This is a genomic window from Acetoanaerobium sticklandii (assembly GCF_000196455.1).
GTDB lineage: Bacteria > Bacillota > Clostridia > Peptostreptococcales > Filifactoraceae > Acetoanaerobium > Acetoanaerobium sticklandii.
In genome coordinates this window covers 41,861-58,001 of the sequence record NC_014614.1, presented here as the reverse complement: position 1 = coordinate 58,001, position 16,141 = coordinate 41,861, and the positions used below count along the sequence as shown (strand labels likewise).

The 16,141-nt window shown below is 33.7% G+C and carries 11 protein-coding genes and 1 pseudogene; 4 read left to right on the top strand and 8 right to left on the bottom strand.

Annotation, left to right across the window (positions count from 1 at the left end; translation table 11 throughout):
- Position 1 precedes the first annotated feature (1 nt).
- Both speE and speB read left to right on the top strand, forming a co-directional pair.
- Positions 2-850 (top strand): polyamine aminopropyltransferase, encoded by an 849-nt coding sequence (gene speE, locus CLOST_RS00400; protein ID WP_013360265.1) that lies wholly within the window; start codon positions 2-4, stop codon positions 848-850.
- Complete coding sequence (gene speB / locus CLOST_RS00395) at positions 843-1,694, top strand: agmatinase (RefSeq protein ID WP_013360264.1); 852 nt, start codon at positions 843-845, stop codon at positions 1,692-1,694. Before speE ends, speB begins: the two co-directional genes overlap by 8 nt.
- A gap of 104 nt (positions 1,695-1,798) precedes the next feature.
- On the opposite strand, the gene CLOST_RS00390 is transcribed toward speB, so the two are convergent.
- The 7 genes from CLOST_RS00390 to CLOST_RS00360 form a co-directional block, all read right to left on the bottom strand.
- Entirely contained in the window at positions 1,799-2,740 is a 942-nt protein-coding gene (locus CLOST_RS00390; protein WP_013360263.1) for a glycine betaine ABC transporter substrate-binding protein, read from the bottom strand.
- A 20-nt stretch (positions 2,741-2,760) separates the two neighbouring features.
- Positions 2,761-3,495 carry an ABC transporter permease gene (locus CLOST_RS00385; protein ID WP_157858269.1) on the bottom strand — a complete coding sequence of 245 codons (735 nt, stop codon included), beginning with the start codon at positions 3,493-3,495 and terminating at the stop codon, positions 2,761-2,763.
- Positions 3,464-4,588 carry a betaine/proline/choline family ABC transporter ATP-binding protein gene (locus tag CLOST_RS00380; protein WP_013360261.1) on the bottom strand — a complete coding sequence of 375 codons (1,125 nt, stop codon included), beginning with the start codon at positions 4,586-4,588 and terminating at the stop codon, positions 3,464-3,466. Before CLOST_RS00380 ends, CLOST_RS00385 begins: the two co-directional genes overlap by 32 nt.
- A 12-nt stretch (positions 4,589-4,600) precedes the next feature.
- The gene (locus CLOST_RS00375; RefSeq protein WP_013360260.1) at positions 4,601-5,221 is read right to left on the bottom strand and encodes an ABC transporter permease; all 621 of its coding nucleotides are present in this window, start codon (positions 5,219-5,221) and stop codon (positions 4,601-4,603) included.
- 376 nt (positions 5,222-5,597) lie between these two features.
- The gene (sstT, locus tag CLOST_RS00370; RefSeq protein WP_013360258.1) at positions 5,598-6,848 is read right to left on the bottom strand and encodes a serine/threonine transporter SstT; all 1,251 of its coding nucleotides are present in this window, start codon (positions 6,846-6,848) and stop codon (positions 5,598-5,600) included.
- 322 nt (positions 6,849-7,170) lie between these two features.
- Complete coding sequence (locus CLOST_RS13330) at positions 7,171-8,700, bottom strand: carbohydrate-binding domain-containing protein (RefSeq protein WP_013360257.1); 1,530 nt, start codon at positions 8,698-8,700, stop codon at positions 7,171-7,173.
- 95 nt (positions 8,701-8,795) lie between these two features.
- Complete coding sequence (locus tag CLOST_RS00360) at positions 8,796-11,663, bottom strand: AAA family ATPase (RefSeq protein WP_013360256.1); 2,868 nt, start codon at positions 11,661-11,663, stop codon at positions 8,796-8,798.
- A 256-nt stretch (positions 11,664-11,919) separates the two neighbouring features.
- Here CLOST_RS00360 and CLOST_RS14330 point away from each other — a divergent pair.
- Both CLOST_RS14330 and CLOST_RS14325 read left to right on the top strand, forming a co-directional pair.
- Positions 11,920-13,023 (top strand): annotated as a pseudogene (locus CLOST_RS14330) (cache domain-containing sensor histidine kinase); the annotation flags it as partial.
- A gap of 126 nt (positions 13,024-13,149) precedes the next feature.
- Positions 13,150-13,968: a methyl-accepting chemotaxis protein gene (locus CLOST_RS14325; protein ID WP_422665478.1), complete on the top strand. Its 819-nt coding sequence runs from the start codon at positions 13,150-13,152 to the stop codon at positions 13,966-13,968.
- 90 nt (positions 13,969-14,058) lie between these two features.
- On the opposite strand, the gene CLOST_RS00350 is transcribed toward CLOST_RS14325, so the two are convergent.
- Positions 14,059-16,140, bottom strand: a complete 2,082-nt coding sequence (locus CLOST_RS00350) for a methyl-accepting chemotaxis protein (protein ID WP_013360254.1) — start codon at positions 16,138-16,140, stop codon at positions 14,059-14,061.
- Position 16,141: the final 1 nt, after the last annotated feature.

Here is a 16,141-nt window from a genome sequence, read left to right as displayed (position 1 = left end):
TATGGAGTTATGGTACACAGAGCAACAAACGGATGAGGTGCGCTTTTCTATTAAAGTAAAGCAGCATTTATATACAGGAAAAAGTGAATTTCAAGATGTAGATGTATTTGAAAGTGAAGAGTTTGGTAAGTTTCTTACTCTTGATGGTCTTATGATGGTAACTGAAAAAGACGAATTCATCTATCACGATATGATTACACATGTTGCTATGGCTACAAACCCTAGTATCAAGAAGGTTCTTGTTATAGGCGGTGGCGATGGCGGTACAGTTAGAGAGCTTACTAGATATTCTCATATAGAAAAAATAGATATGGTAGAAATAGATAAGCTAGTTGTAGATGTTTCTAGGGAGTATCTTCCTATCACTGCATCTAAGCTAGATGACCCTAGAGTAAGTCTTTATTTTGAAGATGGTATTCGCTTTGTAGCTGATACTAAAGAAGTATACGACCTTATTTTAGTTGATTCCACTGACCCTATAGGACCTGGAGAAGGTTTATTTACTACTGAATTTTATCAAAATTGCTTTAATATACTTTCAGACAACGGAATACTTGTAAATCAAAGTGAAAGCCCATATTATGACCAATTTTCTCATGAAATGAAGCGCGCTCACAAAAAGATTAAAAACATCTTCCCTATTTCAAAAGTATATCAGTTCCATATGCCTACATATCCATCAGGACACTGGTTATTTGGATTTGCATCTAAAAAGCTAGATCCTATTAAGGATGTTGATTTTGATAAATGGAACGCTCTTGGCATCAAGACTAAATACTACAATCCTCAGCTTCATGTAGGATGCTTTGCTCTTCCATCTTATGTACAGGAGATGCTAGACAATGAATAAGAATATTTTTACCTTTATAGGTTTTGATAATGAATTTGAAGAGTCTCAGATAGTATTATTTGGGGCTCCTTTTGACGGTACTACATCTTTTAGACCTGGTACTCGTTTTGCTCCTAACATCATGAGAAACGACTCCTTTGGACTAGAAACTTACAGTCCTTACTTAAACAAGGATTTAGAAGATTATATGCTGTTTGATTCTGGAGATTTAGATTTCCCTTTTGGAAATCCTCAAAGAATCATAGATATGATAAAAGAGCATTCTAAGGCTATAGTAAATACAGGTAAGATTCCTTTTATGATAGGTGGAGAGCATTTAGTTACCCTAGGAAGCGTACAAAGCGTATATGAAAAGTACAATGACCTTCATATCATCCACTTAGACGCACATGCTGATTTAAGAGAGGATTACATGGGCCAAAAGCTTTCTCACGCTACAGTTCTAAGACGTTGTCACGATTTTTTAGGTGATGGAAGAATTCATCAGTTTGGAATTCGCTCTGGAACAAAGGAAGAATTTACTTGGGCAAAAGACCACGTGGATATGCATCCATTTTCATTAGATGGCTTAAAAGAAGTTATTGATGAATTAAAAGACAAGCCTGTTTATATAACTATAGATTTGGACGTATTAGACCCTTCAATCTTTCCTGGCACTGGAACTATAGAGCCAGGGGGAATAAGCTTCTTAGAGCTTGTAGGAGCTTTTAAAGAGTTTTCAAGACTTAATAACATCGTAGGCATGGATGCAGTAGAGCTGTCTCCTCACTACGACCAAAGTGGCATGTCTACAGCCGTAGCATGCAAGGTTATAAGAGAAATGGCATTAATAGCTGTAAAGTAGCTAGTAAAATTTCACAAAAAACCCTATCTAAGATTTAAAATGTCCTTGACATAGGTTCCATTTTACTCTTAAATAGGGTTTTATTTATTTTATTTAATTATTTTTTACTTATTAATTAAACCTTCTTCTTCTAACCAATTTTTTGCAACTTCTTTTGGCTCTTTTTCCTCAATATCAACTTGATAGTTCATTTTTATCATTGTTTCATTGTCGAGTTTTTCTGTTATTTTGTTGAGCACATCAGCTAATTCAGGATGTTTTTCTAAAGTTTCAGCTCTAAGTGTAGCAGCTGCGTTGTATACAGGGAAAAATTCCATATCATCTTCTAAATTTACAAAATCAAAAGCTGCTATTCTTCCATCAGTTGCAAATCCCATACCTGAGTCAACTTGTCTATCTTTTAGAGTTCTATAAACTATACCTATATCCATTACCTTCAAACTATCTCCATCAAATGCAAAACCATACTCGTCTTCTAAAGCTGGAAGACCATCTGGTCTTGCTGTAAATTCATGGTCAGCTGCAAAAGATAGTTGCCCAGGATTTTCATTTACATAGTTTGCCATATCACTAATAGACTTTATGTTTAATTTTTCGCTATCATCTTTATTCATCATAATTGTGTAAGTATTATTAAGTGAAGCATAGTCAAGCCATACTATATCATTTGCTTCTTTATCTTCACTTTTTACTTTCTCGTAGGCTTCTTGAGAATTTGTTATTACTTCGTCTTTTTGTAGATGCATCAACCATCCAGTACCTGTGTACTCCCAATAAACATCTATTTCATCATTTTCAAGTGCACTTCTCACCTGCTCTGAACCTGCTACATTTGTTTTGTCTTCTACTTCAAAACCAGCATCTTCTAAAGCTAATAATGTAATTTGCCCTAAAATCAATTGCTCTGTAAAATCTTTTGAACCTACTCTTATTTTATTTTGCGATTCATTTGTTCCTGATGTACATCCAGATAAAATTAGTAGAACCACCATAATTAAGCCAAATAACATAGATAATCTTTTTGAAAACATATTAACTCTTACCATAATATCACTCCTTTTAAATTTTATACTGCAGTTTTTTCTTCAATAAATGCAAACATAGTATCTACAAATATAGCTAGTAAAGCAGGAAATGATGCTCCTAGAACTCTTATTTGCCACCTATTTATATTGTTTCCAGAAATAATAAGGTCTCCTAAACCGCCTCCACCTACAAAGGCTGCTAATACAGCTGTCCCTATATTTATAGTTATAGCCGTTCTTATTCCTGCCAATATTATTGGCATAGCTAAAGGAAGTTCGATTTTGTTTAATATTCTAAACTGAGTCATCCCCATACCTCTTGCAGCTTCGAGAACAGACTCATCTAAATTCAAAATCCCAACCATAGTATTTCTAAGTATAGGAAGTAAAGAATAAATCCAAAGTGCAAGTATTGCTGTTTTGGCACCTATACCAAACACACCTACAAACAAAGCTACAATTGCTAAGCTAGGAATAGTTTGTCCTATATTTACAACTCCTAAGACTTTGTTTGCAAATTTTTTAAAATTAGTCCTTGTAATTAGTATTCCTAATGGAACTGCTGTAAATATAGACAATACACTTGAAATTGCAACTATATATATATGCTCTTTAGTAGCTCTAAGAATTCTTTCATAACTTATAAACCGTTCCACTATTTTATCTTGGGGATAGTTCACAACGTAGTAGCTGAGCATTGCTAGTATGACTACTATAATAGTCATAAGTGCAAACTGCCTTATATCAGCTGAGCGTATCTTCATCTTGCTCATCATCGTTCACCGCCTTCAAAAGGTCATCCATAGTTATTATTCCATCTATGCTTCCTTTTTCTTTTGATATAAAAATGGCCTTTCTTCCCATGGAAAACATCAGTGAAAGAGCTTCTTTCAAAGTAGTTCCTGGACTTACTGTTTCGCCTATTTCGTTTAAAATATCAGCTAGAGATGCATTTTGGTTTTTAAAAGCATCTTTATATCTCACATAACCTAAGATCTTATGATTCTTGTCTTTTACAATGATATTTCTAACCCCTTGCTCTTTCATTAAATTAAGAGCTAATATAGATTCAGATTCTATATCAATATTAGGAAGTTTTCTCAATACGTCTTTACATTTTATTAGATTCATCATCTTTATTGCTCCATTGCCACCAATAAGTTCAGCTACAAAATCGTCTGCTGGCTGAGATAATATTTCAGCTGGTGAAGCATACTGCACTAACTTCCCCTCTTTCATTATCGCTATCTTATCTCCCATTTTTATAGCCTCATCAATATCATGAGTAACAAATACAATAGTTTTTCCTAATTTTTCCTGAACTCTAAGAAATTCATCTTGTAATTTTCCTCTAGTAATCGGATCTAATGCTCCAAAAGGCTCATCCATAAGCATAACTGGAGGGTCTGCCGCAAGAGCTCTTGCAACTCCTACTCTTTGCCTTTGGCCTCCACTTAAATCTTTTGGCCTCTTGTCTTTATAAACTTTAGGGTCTAGCTCCATAAGCTCTAGTAATTCGTCAATCCTTGCATCAATCCTAGCTTTATCCCAGCCAAGTTCTTTTGGAACCATCGCTATATTTTCACCTATAGTCATGTGAGGAAATAAGCCTGTTCCTTGAATTACATATCCAATAGATAACCTTAGCTTTATTGGATCTACCTTATCTATATTCTTATCATCTATATATATATTTCCCGATGTAGATTTTATGAGTTTGTTTATCATTTTCATAGTAGTAGTTTTTCCGCATCCAGAAGGTCCTAACAACATGCAGATTTCACCTTTTTTGATATGCAAATTCAAGTTATCTACAGCCATCTTATCAAGCTCATTATATTTTTTTACAACATTTTCAAACCTTATCATCCATATCACCTCTTACAGTTCATATTTCTTTTGAATTAAACCTAAACTTTTATCTACTAATATAGTAATTAAAGATACCATGATAGCTCCAATTATTATCATTCTGTCATTTCCTCTGTTTATACCTTGGAATATATATTCGCCTAATCCGCCTGCTCCTATATATGCTGCTATAGCTCCAATACCAATTCCCATTACCGTAGCAGTTCTAAGACCAGCCATAATAACTGGAAAAGCAAGAGGTATCTTTATTTTTAACATTATTTTGGAATTGCTTAGTCCCATACCTTTAGCTGCCTCTATAATACTTGGATCTATTGTAATAATTCCTGTGTATACATTTCTAATTATTGGCAATTGTGTATATAGTACCAATCCGGCTATTGCAGGTGCTTTACCTATTCCCATAATTGGAATCAATACAGAAAATAAAGCTAAGCTCGGAATTGTCATAAGTATGTTAGCTATATTTAAAATTAACTTTGCTAATTGCTTATTGTTTGTAATTAATATACCTATAATAACGCCCAATACTATAGATATAATCATTGCTAAAATAACAATACTAAAATGGGATATAGTCATCTGCAATATGGCATCCCATCTAGAAATAAAAAATTCTATTATATTCATTTTTCCCTCCTTGATTAAAAATATGTATATCTTTCTATTACATAAATCTATGTTTTATAATTTATAGGTACAAAAAAGTAAGGGTATTATTCATACCTAAAAAAATGAGATATCCAGAATTTGAAATAAACTTTCTAATGTGAACTAAATAGAAGGTTTTAAAAAGAAAAAATTGAAAAAGTTTTTTAGACTTAATTTAGATGCAAGTTTAAAATCAAATTTTAAACGCATAATGAAACAATTAAGAAAGAATGTTACAACTTTTGACAACTTTAGTAGTATAGCATACAAACAACTTTATGTCAAATTTTAAGTTGTTTGTAGTGATAAAAAAAAGCCAGTTTCTAATTAAAGAAACTGGCTTTACTTTATCTTATTACTTAGCTTTGTGAGGAATCATATCAAAAACTTTACCCTCTTTACGCATTTTAGCAAATTCAGCTGTAGCAGTGAATAATACGTCTGTAGAAGAGTTAAGAGCAGTCTCGCATGAATCCTGAATAACTCCAACAATGAATCCAACTCCAACCATCTGCATAGCTACATCATTTGGAATACCAAATAAGCTACAAGCAAGAGGAATAAGAAGTAATGATCCACCAGCAACTCCAGATGCTCCACAAGCAGATACTGCTGCTAGAACACTTAGGATTACTGCTGTAGCTAAATCAACTTCAATACCAAGAGTGTTAACCGCTGCAAGAGTAAGTACTGAAATAGTAATCGCAGCTCCTGCCATGTTAATAGTTGCTCCTAGAGGAATAGATACTGAGTAAGTATCTTTATCAAGCTTTAACTCCTCGCAAAGACTCATATTAACAGGGATGTTCGCAGCTGAACTACGAGTAAAGAATGCTGTAATACCACTGTCTTTAAGACATTTTAATACAAGTGGGTAAGGATTCTTACGAGTGTAAACATAAACAATGATAGGGTTAACTACTAATGCTACGAAGAACATAGTTCCTACTAGAAGCATGATTAACTGTCCATATCCTAAAAGTGTGCTTATTCCGCTAGTAGCAATAGCATCAAAAACTAATCCCATGATACCAAACGGAGCTAGATTGATGACCCATCTAACCATCTGAGCTATACCATCAGCAAAGTTAGAAATCATATCTTTAGTTGATTGAGCCGCATGCTTAAGAGCTAATCCTAAAAGAACAGCCCATGCAAGAATACCTATGTAATTTGCATTGAATATTGCTTTTACAGGGTTATCAACTATGTTCATAAGAAGAGTTTTAAGAACTTCTGTAACGCCTCCTGGAGGAGTTAAATCTCCAAGTCCTTCAGTTCCTGGAAGTGTTAATGTAAGTGGGAATACAAAACTTGCAAGTACTGCTATAAGTCCTGCTAAGAATGTTCCTAGTAGGTAAAGTCCTATTATAGACTTCATGTTTGTTTGCTGTCCTGCTTTATGCTGAGAGATTGCAGACATTACTAGGAAAAGTACTAATACTGGAGCAATCGCTTTCAAAGCTCCTACAAATAGAGATCCAAGAATCACTACACCTTTTGCTTGCTCTGGAACTGTAAGTGCTAGTATGATACCGATAACTAAACCGATGATTATACGTTTAACTAGACTTATTTGGTTCCATTTTGCCAATAAGTTATTCATTTCATTCCTCCTAAAAATTATAATATTAATGATTACTTCTTCGGTATCATTTTACCATAAACAAGGTGTTTAGTGAAGAGCAAAAAGTACATTTTGTCCACGGAGACAAAACAAATTCGAAATTTCGTTGAAAATTCAAAAATATAAATTTTTTTATATGTTAACGCAAGAGGTAATTTTCAGAATCTTCTATACACAAGAAAACTCCTCTGGTGTAGTAGAGGAGTTTTCAAAATGAGCTTATATATATAAATCTATAATTAACCTAGTAAAATACAAATTTCCATAATTTATTGCCATTTTTTTACATCAATCTTAAAGCTTATTTAGAAATGGTCTCTAGTATAGTATCACCTATTTGAACAGTGTAGTTTTTAGCCTTAACTAAATCCTTGCTACTATATACTAAAGCAGAAAATGCTTTTTTGTTGATATGCTCATATAAAATTTTACCTGCTTCGTCTTTAATAGTAATTTTTGCTCCTACTGCTATCAATTCTTTAGCTGTTACTACTATATGACTCTGAGCAGATTCACTAGAAAAGCTTTGAAGCATATCACTTCCTCCAAGAGCTAACACTTCTCCACCTTTTACTAAGCCTGTTCCATTATAATCTATCGCTCCATCTCCTCGACTCCCTGAGCCTTCGATTACAGCCTTGCCTCCAGATACAGTTAAGTTTCCATTAGAGTCTATGCCATCGCCACTCGCATCTATATATAAGTCTCCTCCTCTTATGATAATTTCAGTTCCTTCCTGAATTTCAAAGCCTGCACCACGAGGCATTCCCTCTGGTCTTTGCATTTGGCCTTCAGGAACAGCTTCACCTTCTGGTCTTTCTGGTCTATTTTTGATTTTTTCTTGCACATCTGCTGGCAAATCTTCAAAATTTGCTGGCATTTTATCAAATCCCTCAGGAGGAATTTGTCTATTTTTTATATTTTTATTTAAAGTTTCTTTGCCATCTGCTGTTTGAGGTGTAGCTGTTGATAAAGTATCTGTCTTCAAAGAAGAATCGGTAGCATTTATTCCATCATCAGAAGATTTTATATCAATATCCCCACTTGCTATATCTACAACTTTCCCTTCTATACCTTCTTCACTTTCTTTTATATTAAGGCTTTTTCCATCTATATATACATTTTTATCACTGTGAATTCCATCGCCTTTTACAGAAATTTCTATTACTGAATCTTTGATATTGAGTGCATCGTTTGCATTTAGTCCATCATTTGCAGCTGTGATTACAAAGCTTCCTCCAAGCATTTTAAGGTCATCACTCGACTTAATCCCATGCTCGTACTTTCCATTTACTATTAACTTTCCACTTCCATTGATTGTTAAATCGCTTTTGCTATATATTGCAGCATTTAGTTCTTCATTCTCTGCCACGTCTATATCTTCAATAGTATTTTTTGAGCCCGTAGCAAGGGTAATGAATACCTTATCTGCTGTTAACACTTGAATAGGAGCTGAAACTCCTTTCATAGAAATATTATCAAATACCAGCCATACTTTTTCTGTGTCAGCCGCTTCGACAACTACATTTAATCCATCACTGCTACCAGATAAAATATAGGTTCCTTCTTTAGTTATCTTTACAGTCTTATCTTCTAGCTTCGCTCCATCTCCAGTTATTTTAGCAGTGGTCGAGCTGAGCACGATTTTAGATGCTGTACTTTCTTCGTAGTCAATTTTGCTGTCTCTGTCAGTAAAATAAGTTGAATCAATTTGTAATGCACTAGAAGTTTCTGTTACTGTAGTTCCTACTGCATCTTGAGCCGTACATCCTGTAAAAGGCATAATTATAAGCATCAAAGCTAGAAACATACCTGCCAGTCTTTTTTTCATTTTATATTCCTCCTAAAGTTTTTTTAATTCCATAAAGTCATTATAGGGGAGTAACTTAAAATGAACTTAAAAAAGCACACCTAGATTTCAGATTTTTATCTGCTTTCTAGATGTGCTTTAGCTTCTTGCTTTGCCCAAGCTACCAGTCCTATTTCTTCAGGGTTTTTCATTTTTTTAGCTTCAGTTTCAGCAGTTTTTATCAGCTTCATACCAGAAGCTTTATCTTTATTAATTATATAAATCAGGCCTAAATAGACATCTAGTACAGCCTTTTTCCAAAGTATGTCTACCATAGACTGACAATGTTTAGCATAATCTAGGTACTCTTTTGCCTTATCGTAATCTTTTTTATGATACATAGCTTGCCCAGCATTTATGCAAAATACCATAAGACTGGTATAGGCATTTTTCGATTTTCCTATCTCTATAGCTTTTTCATAGGCTATTATTGCTTCATGGTAGTTATTGTTTATCCTATGTATCTCCCCTATATAATTATATGCAGCTGCAATATTAAGTGCATATTTTTCTGCCACCTCTTTACTTATAGTAAAGGTGTTAATAGAGCTAGTGAGAACTTCCCTAGCAAGGGTATACTCCTTTTTAAGTATATAGTAAAGTCCCTTAAATCTAAGTATTATACCTGTTTCCTTATGATAGTTTCTCCTTATGGCAATATCTAGAGCAAGCTGAATATATTCTTGCATCTTATCAGCTTCACTAATTTGTATGCAGTAGTAAATCATTTGCTTATATGCCTCTAGAGCGTAGTCATCGTCGTTTATTTCTATTGACTTGCTAATCATTTCATTTATATATTTAGTTCCTTCTTCATAGCTACCTTCCCTGATTAGATATCTGCCTTTCATATGTAAAAATGCAATTTCTCCTATAATTACATCTCTGGTCTGACCTTCTTTTTGTCTTACCTCTTTTAGCAGATTTTCTATTTCTAATAAGTAAGCCTGGGTTTGCTTTCTGCTCATATATGCATCCTTAAATAAAGCTTCATCCCCAGATGCAAGTATTGGAAACAGCTCATGAGAGTAGTTAAGATAGCGATTAAGGCTCTTTACACTATAATCTAGCGCCTTTACTTTATTTGCCCCTCTCATGTAATGAAATATCAGTCTATGGTATAAATCCATATCTGCAGGCTTGTCGTGAAGCTGCTTTTCGATAACATCTCCAATTTGATTATGAATGAACCTTCTTTTGATTTCCGTTTGACTTTCGTATATGTACTGTCTGAGCTTCGGATGAGTAAAAGAAAATCTTATACTGTCATTTTGAATGCTTTCTTTGAGGATGTCTTTATCTGTAAGCTCCTGAATTACATCTATAAGCTTGCTTTCCTTTATGTCAGAAAGGCTATTAATCATTTCAAAGCTAGTATCTTCAAAGAAAAACGAGATTAGCTTTGCCACATCCTGAGCAGGGTTTGATAAATCATTTAGTCTTTCCTCAAAATAAAAAACCATGTCACTACTTATTCTCTTTGGATCTTTTCCACTTAAAACTGCAGCTACATAATACTTTATAAACAAGAAGTTCCCTTGAGTTTCAAAATAAACATCATCAAATAGAGTTTCTGTTTGCATATGCTTTGGAAGCTGCTGACTTATAAATAGCTTTACCTTACTGTAATCCCAGCGTGAAAGACTAATAAATTCAAGCCTTTGATTTTCAATCAAAGCTAAAAACTGCTTCGAAATCATATTTTTATCTTTAATGCTACTGCTTCCTATCATGTATGTGCTTATATTGTTAGTGAGCAAATACTCTAAAAGATTCCTGCTTTTTTCATCCATGTTATGAATGTCTTCTATATACAGTATTATTTTAGAATTGCTGTCTTTAAACATAGCCACAAAAGCATCCCAGAAAAAACTCTCCATGAGGTCTAAAATGCTTTCTTCATTACCTTCCATCATGCTAATTATGCTTTTAAGATGCTCATTCCAGCTATTTATTAGAGCCTTGTCACCAATTTCGTTTACCAATAAATTCTTAAAATAGCTATATGGATGATTTTTCTGAGTTTTGATACACTTGGACTTGAAAATCAAAACTGTTTTTTTATCTAATCTATTTAAAAAGTTTGATATCAGATTGGATTTTCCTATTCCTGCCTCTCCTAAAATCACAAATGAGGTAGGAGGCTTATCTAGCATAAATTCCTCTTGATTTTGCTCTAAAAGTCTGAGCTGAGAATATTTTCCAAAGGACTCAGAAAAATCTGAGACTGTATTTTGTCTTTTCTCATTCATAGCATCTAGTACTTCATTAAATATAGTCGTAGTTGCTTCATCTGGCTCTATGCCAAGTTCCCTTTCAAGCGTAGACTTTAGCTTATTATAGCTCTCTATAGCTTGACTGTACGCTTTGGTATTCTTGTAGCCTTCTAAAAGAATTTGATATGCTTTTTCATCAAAATCATCTACTTCAGTGAGTAGCTTTGCGTATTTTATTATTTTATTCCAGTTTATTTCAGATTTTGCTTTTTCTTCATTTATGGATGTGTATAAATTTTGAATATACTTTTCTTTATATTGCTGTTTTGCTTGCGTATACCACTGCTCAAACAAAGGCGCATTCTTAATTGAAAATCCTTGCAGAAACTCCCCTTTATATGCTTTGATAAATACTTCTGGCTCAGACAAAGCTTCAGGATTTGTATAGGTAATTATGTCCGTATTAAGTACCACAAGAGATTTTTCAGAGGATAGCAGTATGTCATCACCGAGTAAACTTCTTATCTGATAAAGCGCATTCCTGAGATTTTTCTTGGCAAGAGAATCTGATAACTCATCCCAGAATAAGCTAGCAAGCTCATCTCTAGTTGAGTGATTATTTACTAAAAGATAGAAAAATATTGCTTTGGCTTTTTTATATGGAAAAGATACCTCTGCATTACCTTTTTTTATAGATGGAATTCCAAATATATTGCATACAATACTCATAATGGCAACCCTCACCTCTTTTCTCTTAGTAATTTATATACTTATAGCTTTATATGCTTATGGATTTACATTTTAATAAATTTCTATATATACTTTATCATAAATTTATAAAAGCTGACATAATCCATAACTCTTTTTTATAATTCCAAAGTTTAAAGTTCATAAATTATATCTTAAGAACTATATATAATTTTTTTTATATATAATAAGATATATAAGGTATTTATAAACAATTCATTAATTAGGGGGCATCAAAATGGGTTTTAGCTCAATAAAGAAAAAGCTAGTTTTTATATTTTCATTAATCATACTTATTCCTATGCTTACAACAGGCTTTGTTTCAAATATGATCCTGTATAAGACGCTTAGTAATTCTTATACTGAGCAGCTTAACACTACAGTAGGCAATATAAGTTCTATCATCGATGAAAATTATAGTGGTTACGAAGCTATACTATCGCAATTAACAGAGAATTCTATAGCAAAATCATCTGCAGTGATAGAGGCAGATATTGTAAAAAAAGAATTAAATGGTTTCATTAATGCAAACAATGAAATCTTAAATGTATATATAGCTACTAAGAACAAAAATATGTATATATATCCAGAAACTGAGCTTCCTGAGGGTTATGACCCTACTGGAAAGTCTTGGTATAAAGAATCATTAACCAATAGTGGTGCTATTTTATGGCAAGATGCCTATACAGATGTGGCTACTGGCAATACTGTAGTTACTGCTACTAAAGAAATTAAAGATGAAGCTTCAAATCAGATAGGCGTTGCAGGTATAGACATAGATATTTCAAATCTATCTAGCTTATTTAGTGATACTAATATAGAAAAAACAGGAGAAGTAATTCTTCTAGACAAAACAGGTATGATACTAGCTTCTAAAAGAGAAGATTTACTAGGAAAAAATTTAAATCCCAATAGAATTGATACCGATGAGGACACTAAAGACCAAGTCGTAGAAAATGCATTCACTAATCCTGAGGAAGCAGACTGGGTAGGTGAATTAATAGACAAAGAAACTAGCTCATTTGAAGCCAATGTATTTGGAACAGATAAATTTATTTATTCACTTCGCAATGATAAAACAGGCTGGGTACTAATCGGAATGATTGATAAAAAAGAAGTGTATTCAGAGATTATGTCCATGATGATGACTCTTATCGGCTTGTTTGCTGCATTTATTATAGTTGCCCTTATTATAGGTATCTATGTATCTAAAAGTCTAACTAACCCTATAAAAACATTAAAGGAATCAATGGAAAAAGGAGAGCAAGGAGACCTTACTGCAGTAGCTCATATAAAGAGCAAGGATGAGCTAGGAGAACTAGGAACAAGGTTTACCAATATGCTAGCTAGCGTAAAAAATCTAGTTTATACTGTAAAGCTATCTTCTAACAATGTCGTTAACGTTTCTGAAGACTTGACTACAAAAGCCAACGATGTAAGCTCTATTTCTGAAGAAATCGCTAAGGTTATGGATGAACTATCCCTCGGAATACAAAATCAAGCTGAAGAAACTGAAAAAGCTTCTCAAATATCTGTAGAGTTCAATGAAAATCTCTCTAAAGTAAAAGATTACAGCAATAAAATAGCTCAAGAAAGCGAAACTATGGAAACTAGTAATATAGAAGCAAAAAATGCTGTACTAGAACTAAAATCTAAAAACGAAAACACTATATCAGGTATGTCTTACATCGAGGATAGTATAAACACCTTGGTTAAAGAAACTAAAAATATCGAGCAGATACTAAGTACTATTTTGGATATATCTTCACAAACTAACTTATTGGCTTTAAACGCGGCTATAGAAGCTGCAAGAGCTGGTGAGTCAGGAAGAGGATTTGCTGTAGTAGCTGAAGAGGTAAGAAAGCTAGCCGAGCAATCAGGTAATTCAGCAGAAAACATCCGCGAAATAATAACAACAATTGTTGATACCACTAAGGTCGCATCTGGCAATATGGATAATATAAAGGAAGATTTACAAAAGCAAAGCTCTGCTGTTTCACTAACAGAAACTAGCTTTGATAAATTAAATTCAGCTATTGATAATATAGTTGATAAATTGTCTGGAATGAACGATAGTATCGAAATTATGACAAATAACAGTATTTTACTAACAACTAATATCCAAAATATTTCAGCTGTATCGGAGCAGTCCTCAGCAGCTACCCAAGAAGTAAATGCTAGTATTATGAATCAATTAAATGATATCCAGAATGTAAAAAACCAAGCTAATGAGTTATATGAGCTTGCAAGAGATTTAGACGTGCATATAGAAAAATTCAAAATATAAATAAACTCCCTTAATTAAAAATAAGCTGGTGCATATGCCCAGCTTATTTTTAATCTATATATTAATTTTTAAAATCATAGGTCTAAATTTTTAGTCCATCTTAAAAAACTCAACTCTTTCTTTCATTTCCTCTGTCATGGAGTTAAGTGTAATTGCTGATGAGGTTACCTCTTCAACTGATGCACTCATCTCCTCGGCTGATGCAGCTATTTCCTGAGCTGTTGCTGCTGAGTTTTCAGATATCTCGCTTACTAGATTGATGTTTACTAGGATATCATCTTTTTTCTCTATAATTCTCTGAGATTCTTCGTATGCCTTGTCTATCTTTGGCTTAATCTCATCTACTGAATCCTTTATATTCTCAAAGGATTCTATGGCTTTTTGAATATTGGATTTTTGTTCATTTATTTCTTCACTTACGGCTTTAGTAGAGTTAATCATTCCATCTGTTTCTACTGCTACTGAGCTTATGATTGAATTTATTTCTTCAGAAGATTCCCTGCTTTTTTCTGCTAGCTTTCTGATTTCATCAGCTACTACTGCAAAGCCTCTTCCTGCTTCTCCAGCTCTTGCAGCTTCTATGGCTGCATTTAGTGCTAGAAGGTTTGTCTGGTCTGATATTTCGTTTATGAGCTCTGTAATTTCATTTACCTTGCTTACGTTATCTCCTACTAGCTTAACCTTTTCTATAAGAGAACTAAAGTTATTGTAAAGTCCATCAAAGGATTCTGTAACCATATTCATTTCTGTAGAGCTTGAATCTGCCAAGGTTTTTATATTACTTGAAGATTCTTCTATGCCTTTTACTTCTTTTGACATCTGCTCTATATCCTCTGCAAAGCCGTACATGGTTTCTGAAATTAGCTTAAGCTTTTCGAACTGGTCAGCTGAGCCAGCTGCCACATCACTTATTGCCATAGCAACGCTTTCAGCTGTAGTACTCATATCTTGAGAAAATGAAGATAACAGTTTAGAGCTTTCGTCTATTTTTACAGAATCCTCTTTAAATCCGCCAATTATACTTTGAAGCTTTTGCTGCATATTAGAAAATCCTCTAGCAATATCTCCAAGTTCATCGTTTTTATTCACGTCCTTGGCATCTATCTCTTCAGCTAAATATCCATCAGAAATATGCTCAGCAACTTTACTGATACGCTTAGATCTCTTAGATAGATTGGATGCAAAGTAAGCTATTATAATCGCTAGTATAATAATAGAGCCTATGCATGTAGCTGCAAATATTCCAAGTAGCTTATTCAGCCCTTCAAAAAGCTGCTTTTCAGGAATTTCTATAACTACTGCCCAATTAGTTTCCTTTGCCATATCATAATAGATAAGGTTTTTTCCACCATTTGCCTCTATACTAGTATTTCCAGGCTTTCCAGATAATATATCCCCTGATACGCTGTGAAATAAAGTAGTTTCATCTTCTACTATGTTGTTTTTCATGATAGCATCTTTATTAATACCTGCCATATATAAGCCTTCCTTACTTATAAGCAAGGCACTTCCACCTTTAGCAAGCTCGACATCAGCCACCATCTTTTGAATACTTGTAAGGTCTATATCTGCTGTAATAACACCTATAACTGCAGAATCCCTTACTATAGGATATGAAAAAGTAATCATAGTCACATCTGTTCCAGGGTCGTAGTATGGCTCTGACCAAGCTCCTTCTCCACTTGAATCTGCACCTATCCTATACCATGACTCATTCCAGATATCTACTCCTTCTGTCCAGTAGCTATTGTCTATCACTACTCCTGCTCCATCTTTGTATGCATAAGGAGAGTAAGCTGGCATATTATTATAAATATTTGGCTCAAACCAGACTCCTATTCCAAAGGTGTCGGCATTTACCTCCAAATAACTCTCTAGTAGTGCTTCATATTCTGGCTGAGTCAGTGCATTAGGATTTGATGCTACTGTTTTTCCTAAAGCTTCCCCTAGTCGTTTGTGTGCTATAAGCGACTGATTTATCTCAGCTATAGTATGCTCTAGCTTATACTCCATCTGATAGGATATTTCTTCTTCTATCATCATCTTTGAATACATGTATCCAATGCTTGAAAGCACCACCATAACAATTAAAATAGGTGGCAATAAAGTCACTAGGATTTGCTTTGCAAGTCCAGACTTTGTTTGAATACTTTGTTGAACATTTTTGCCCATA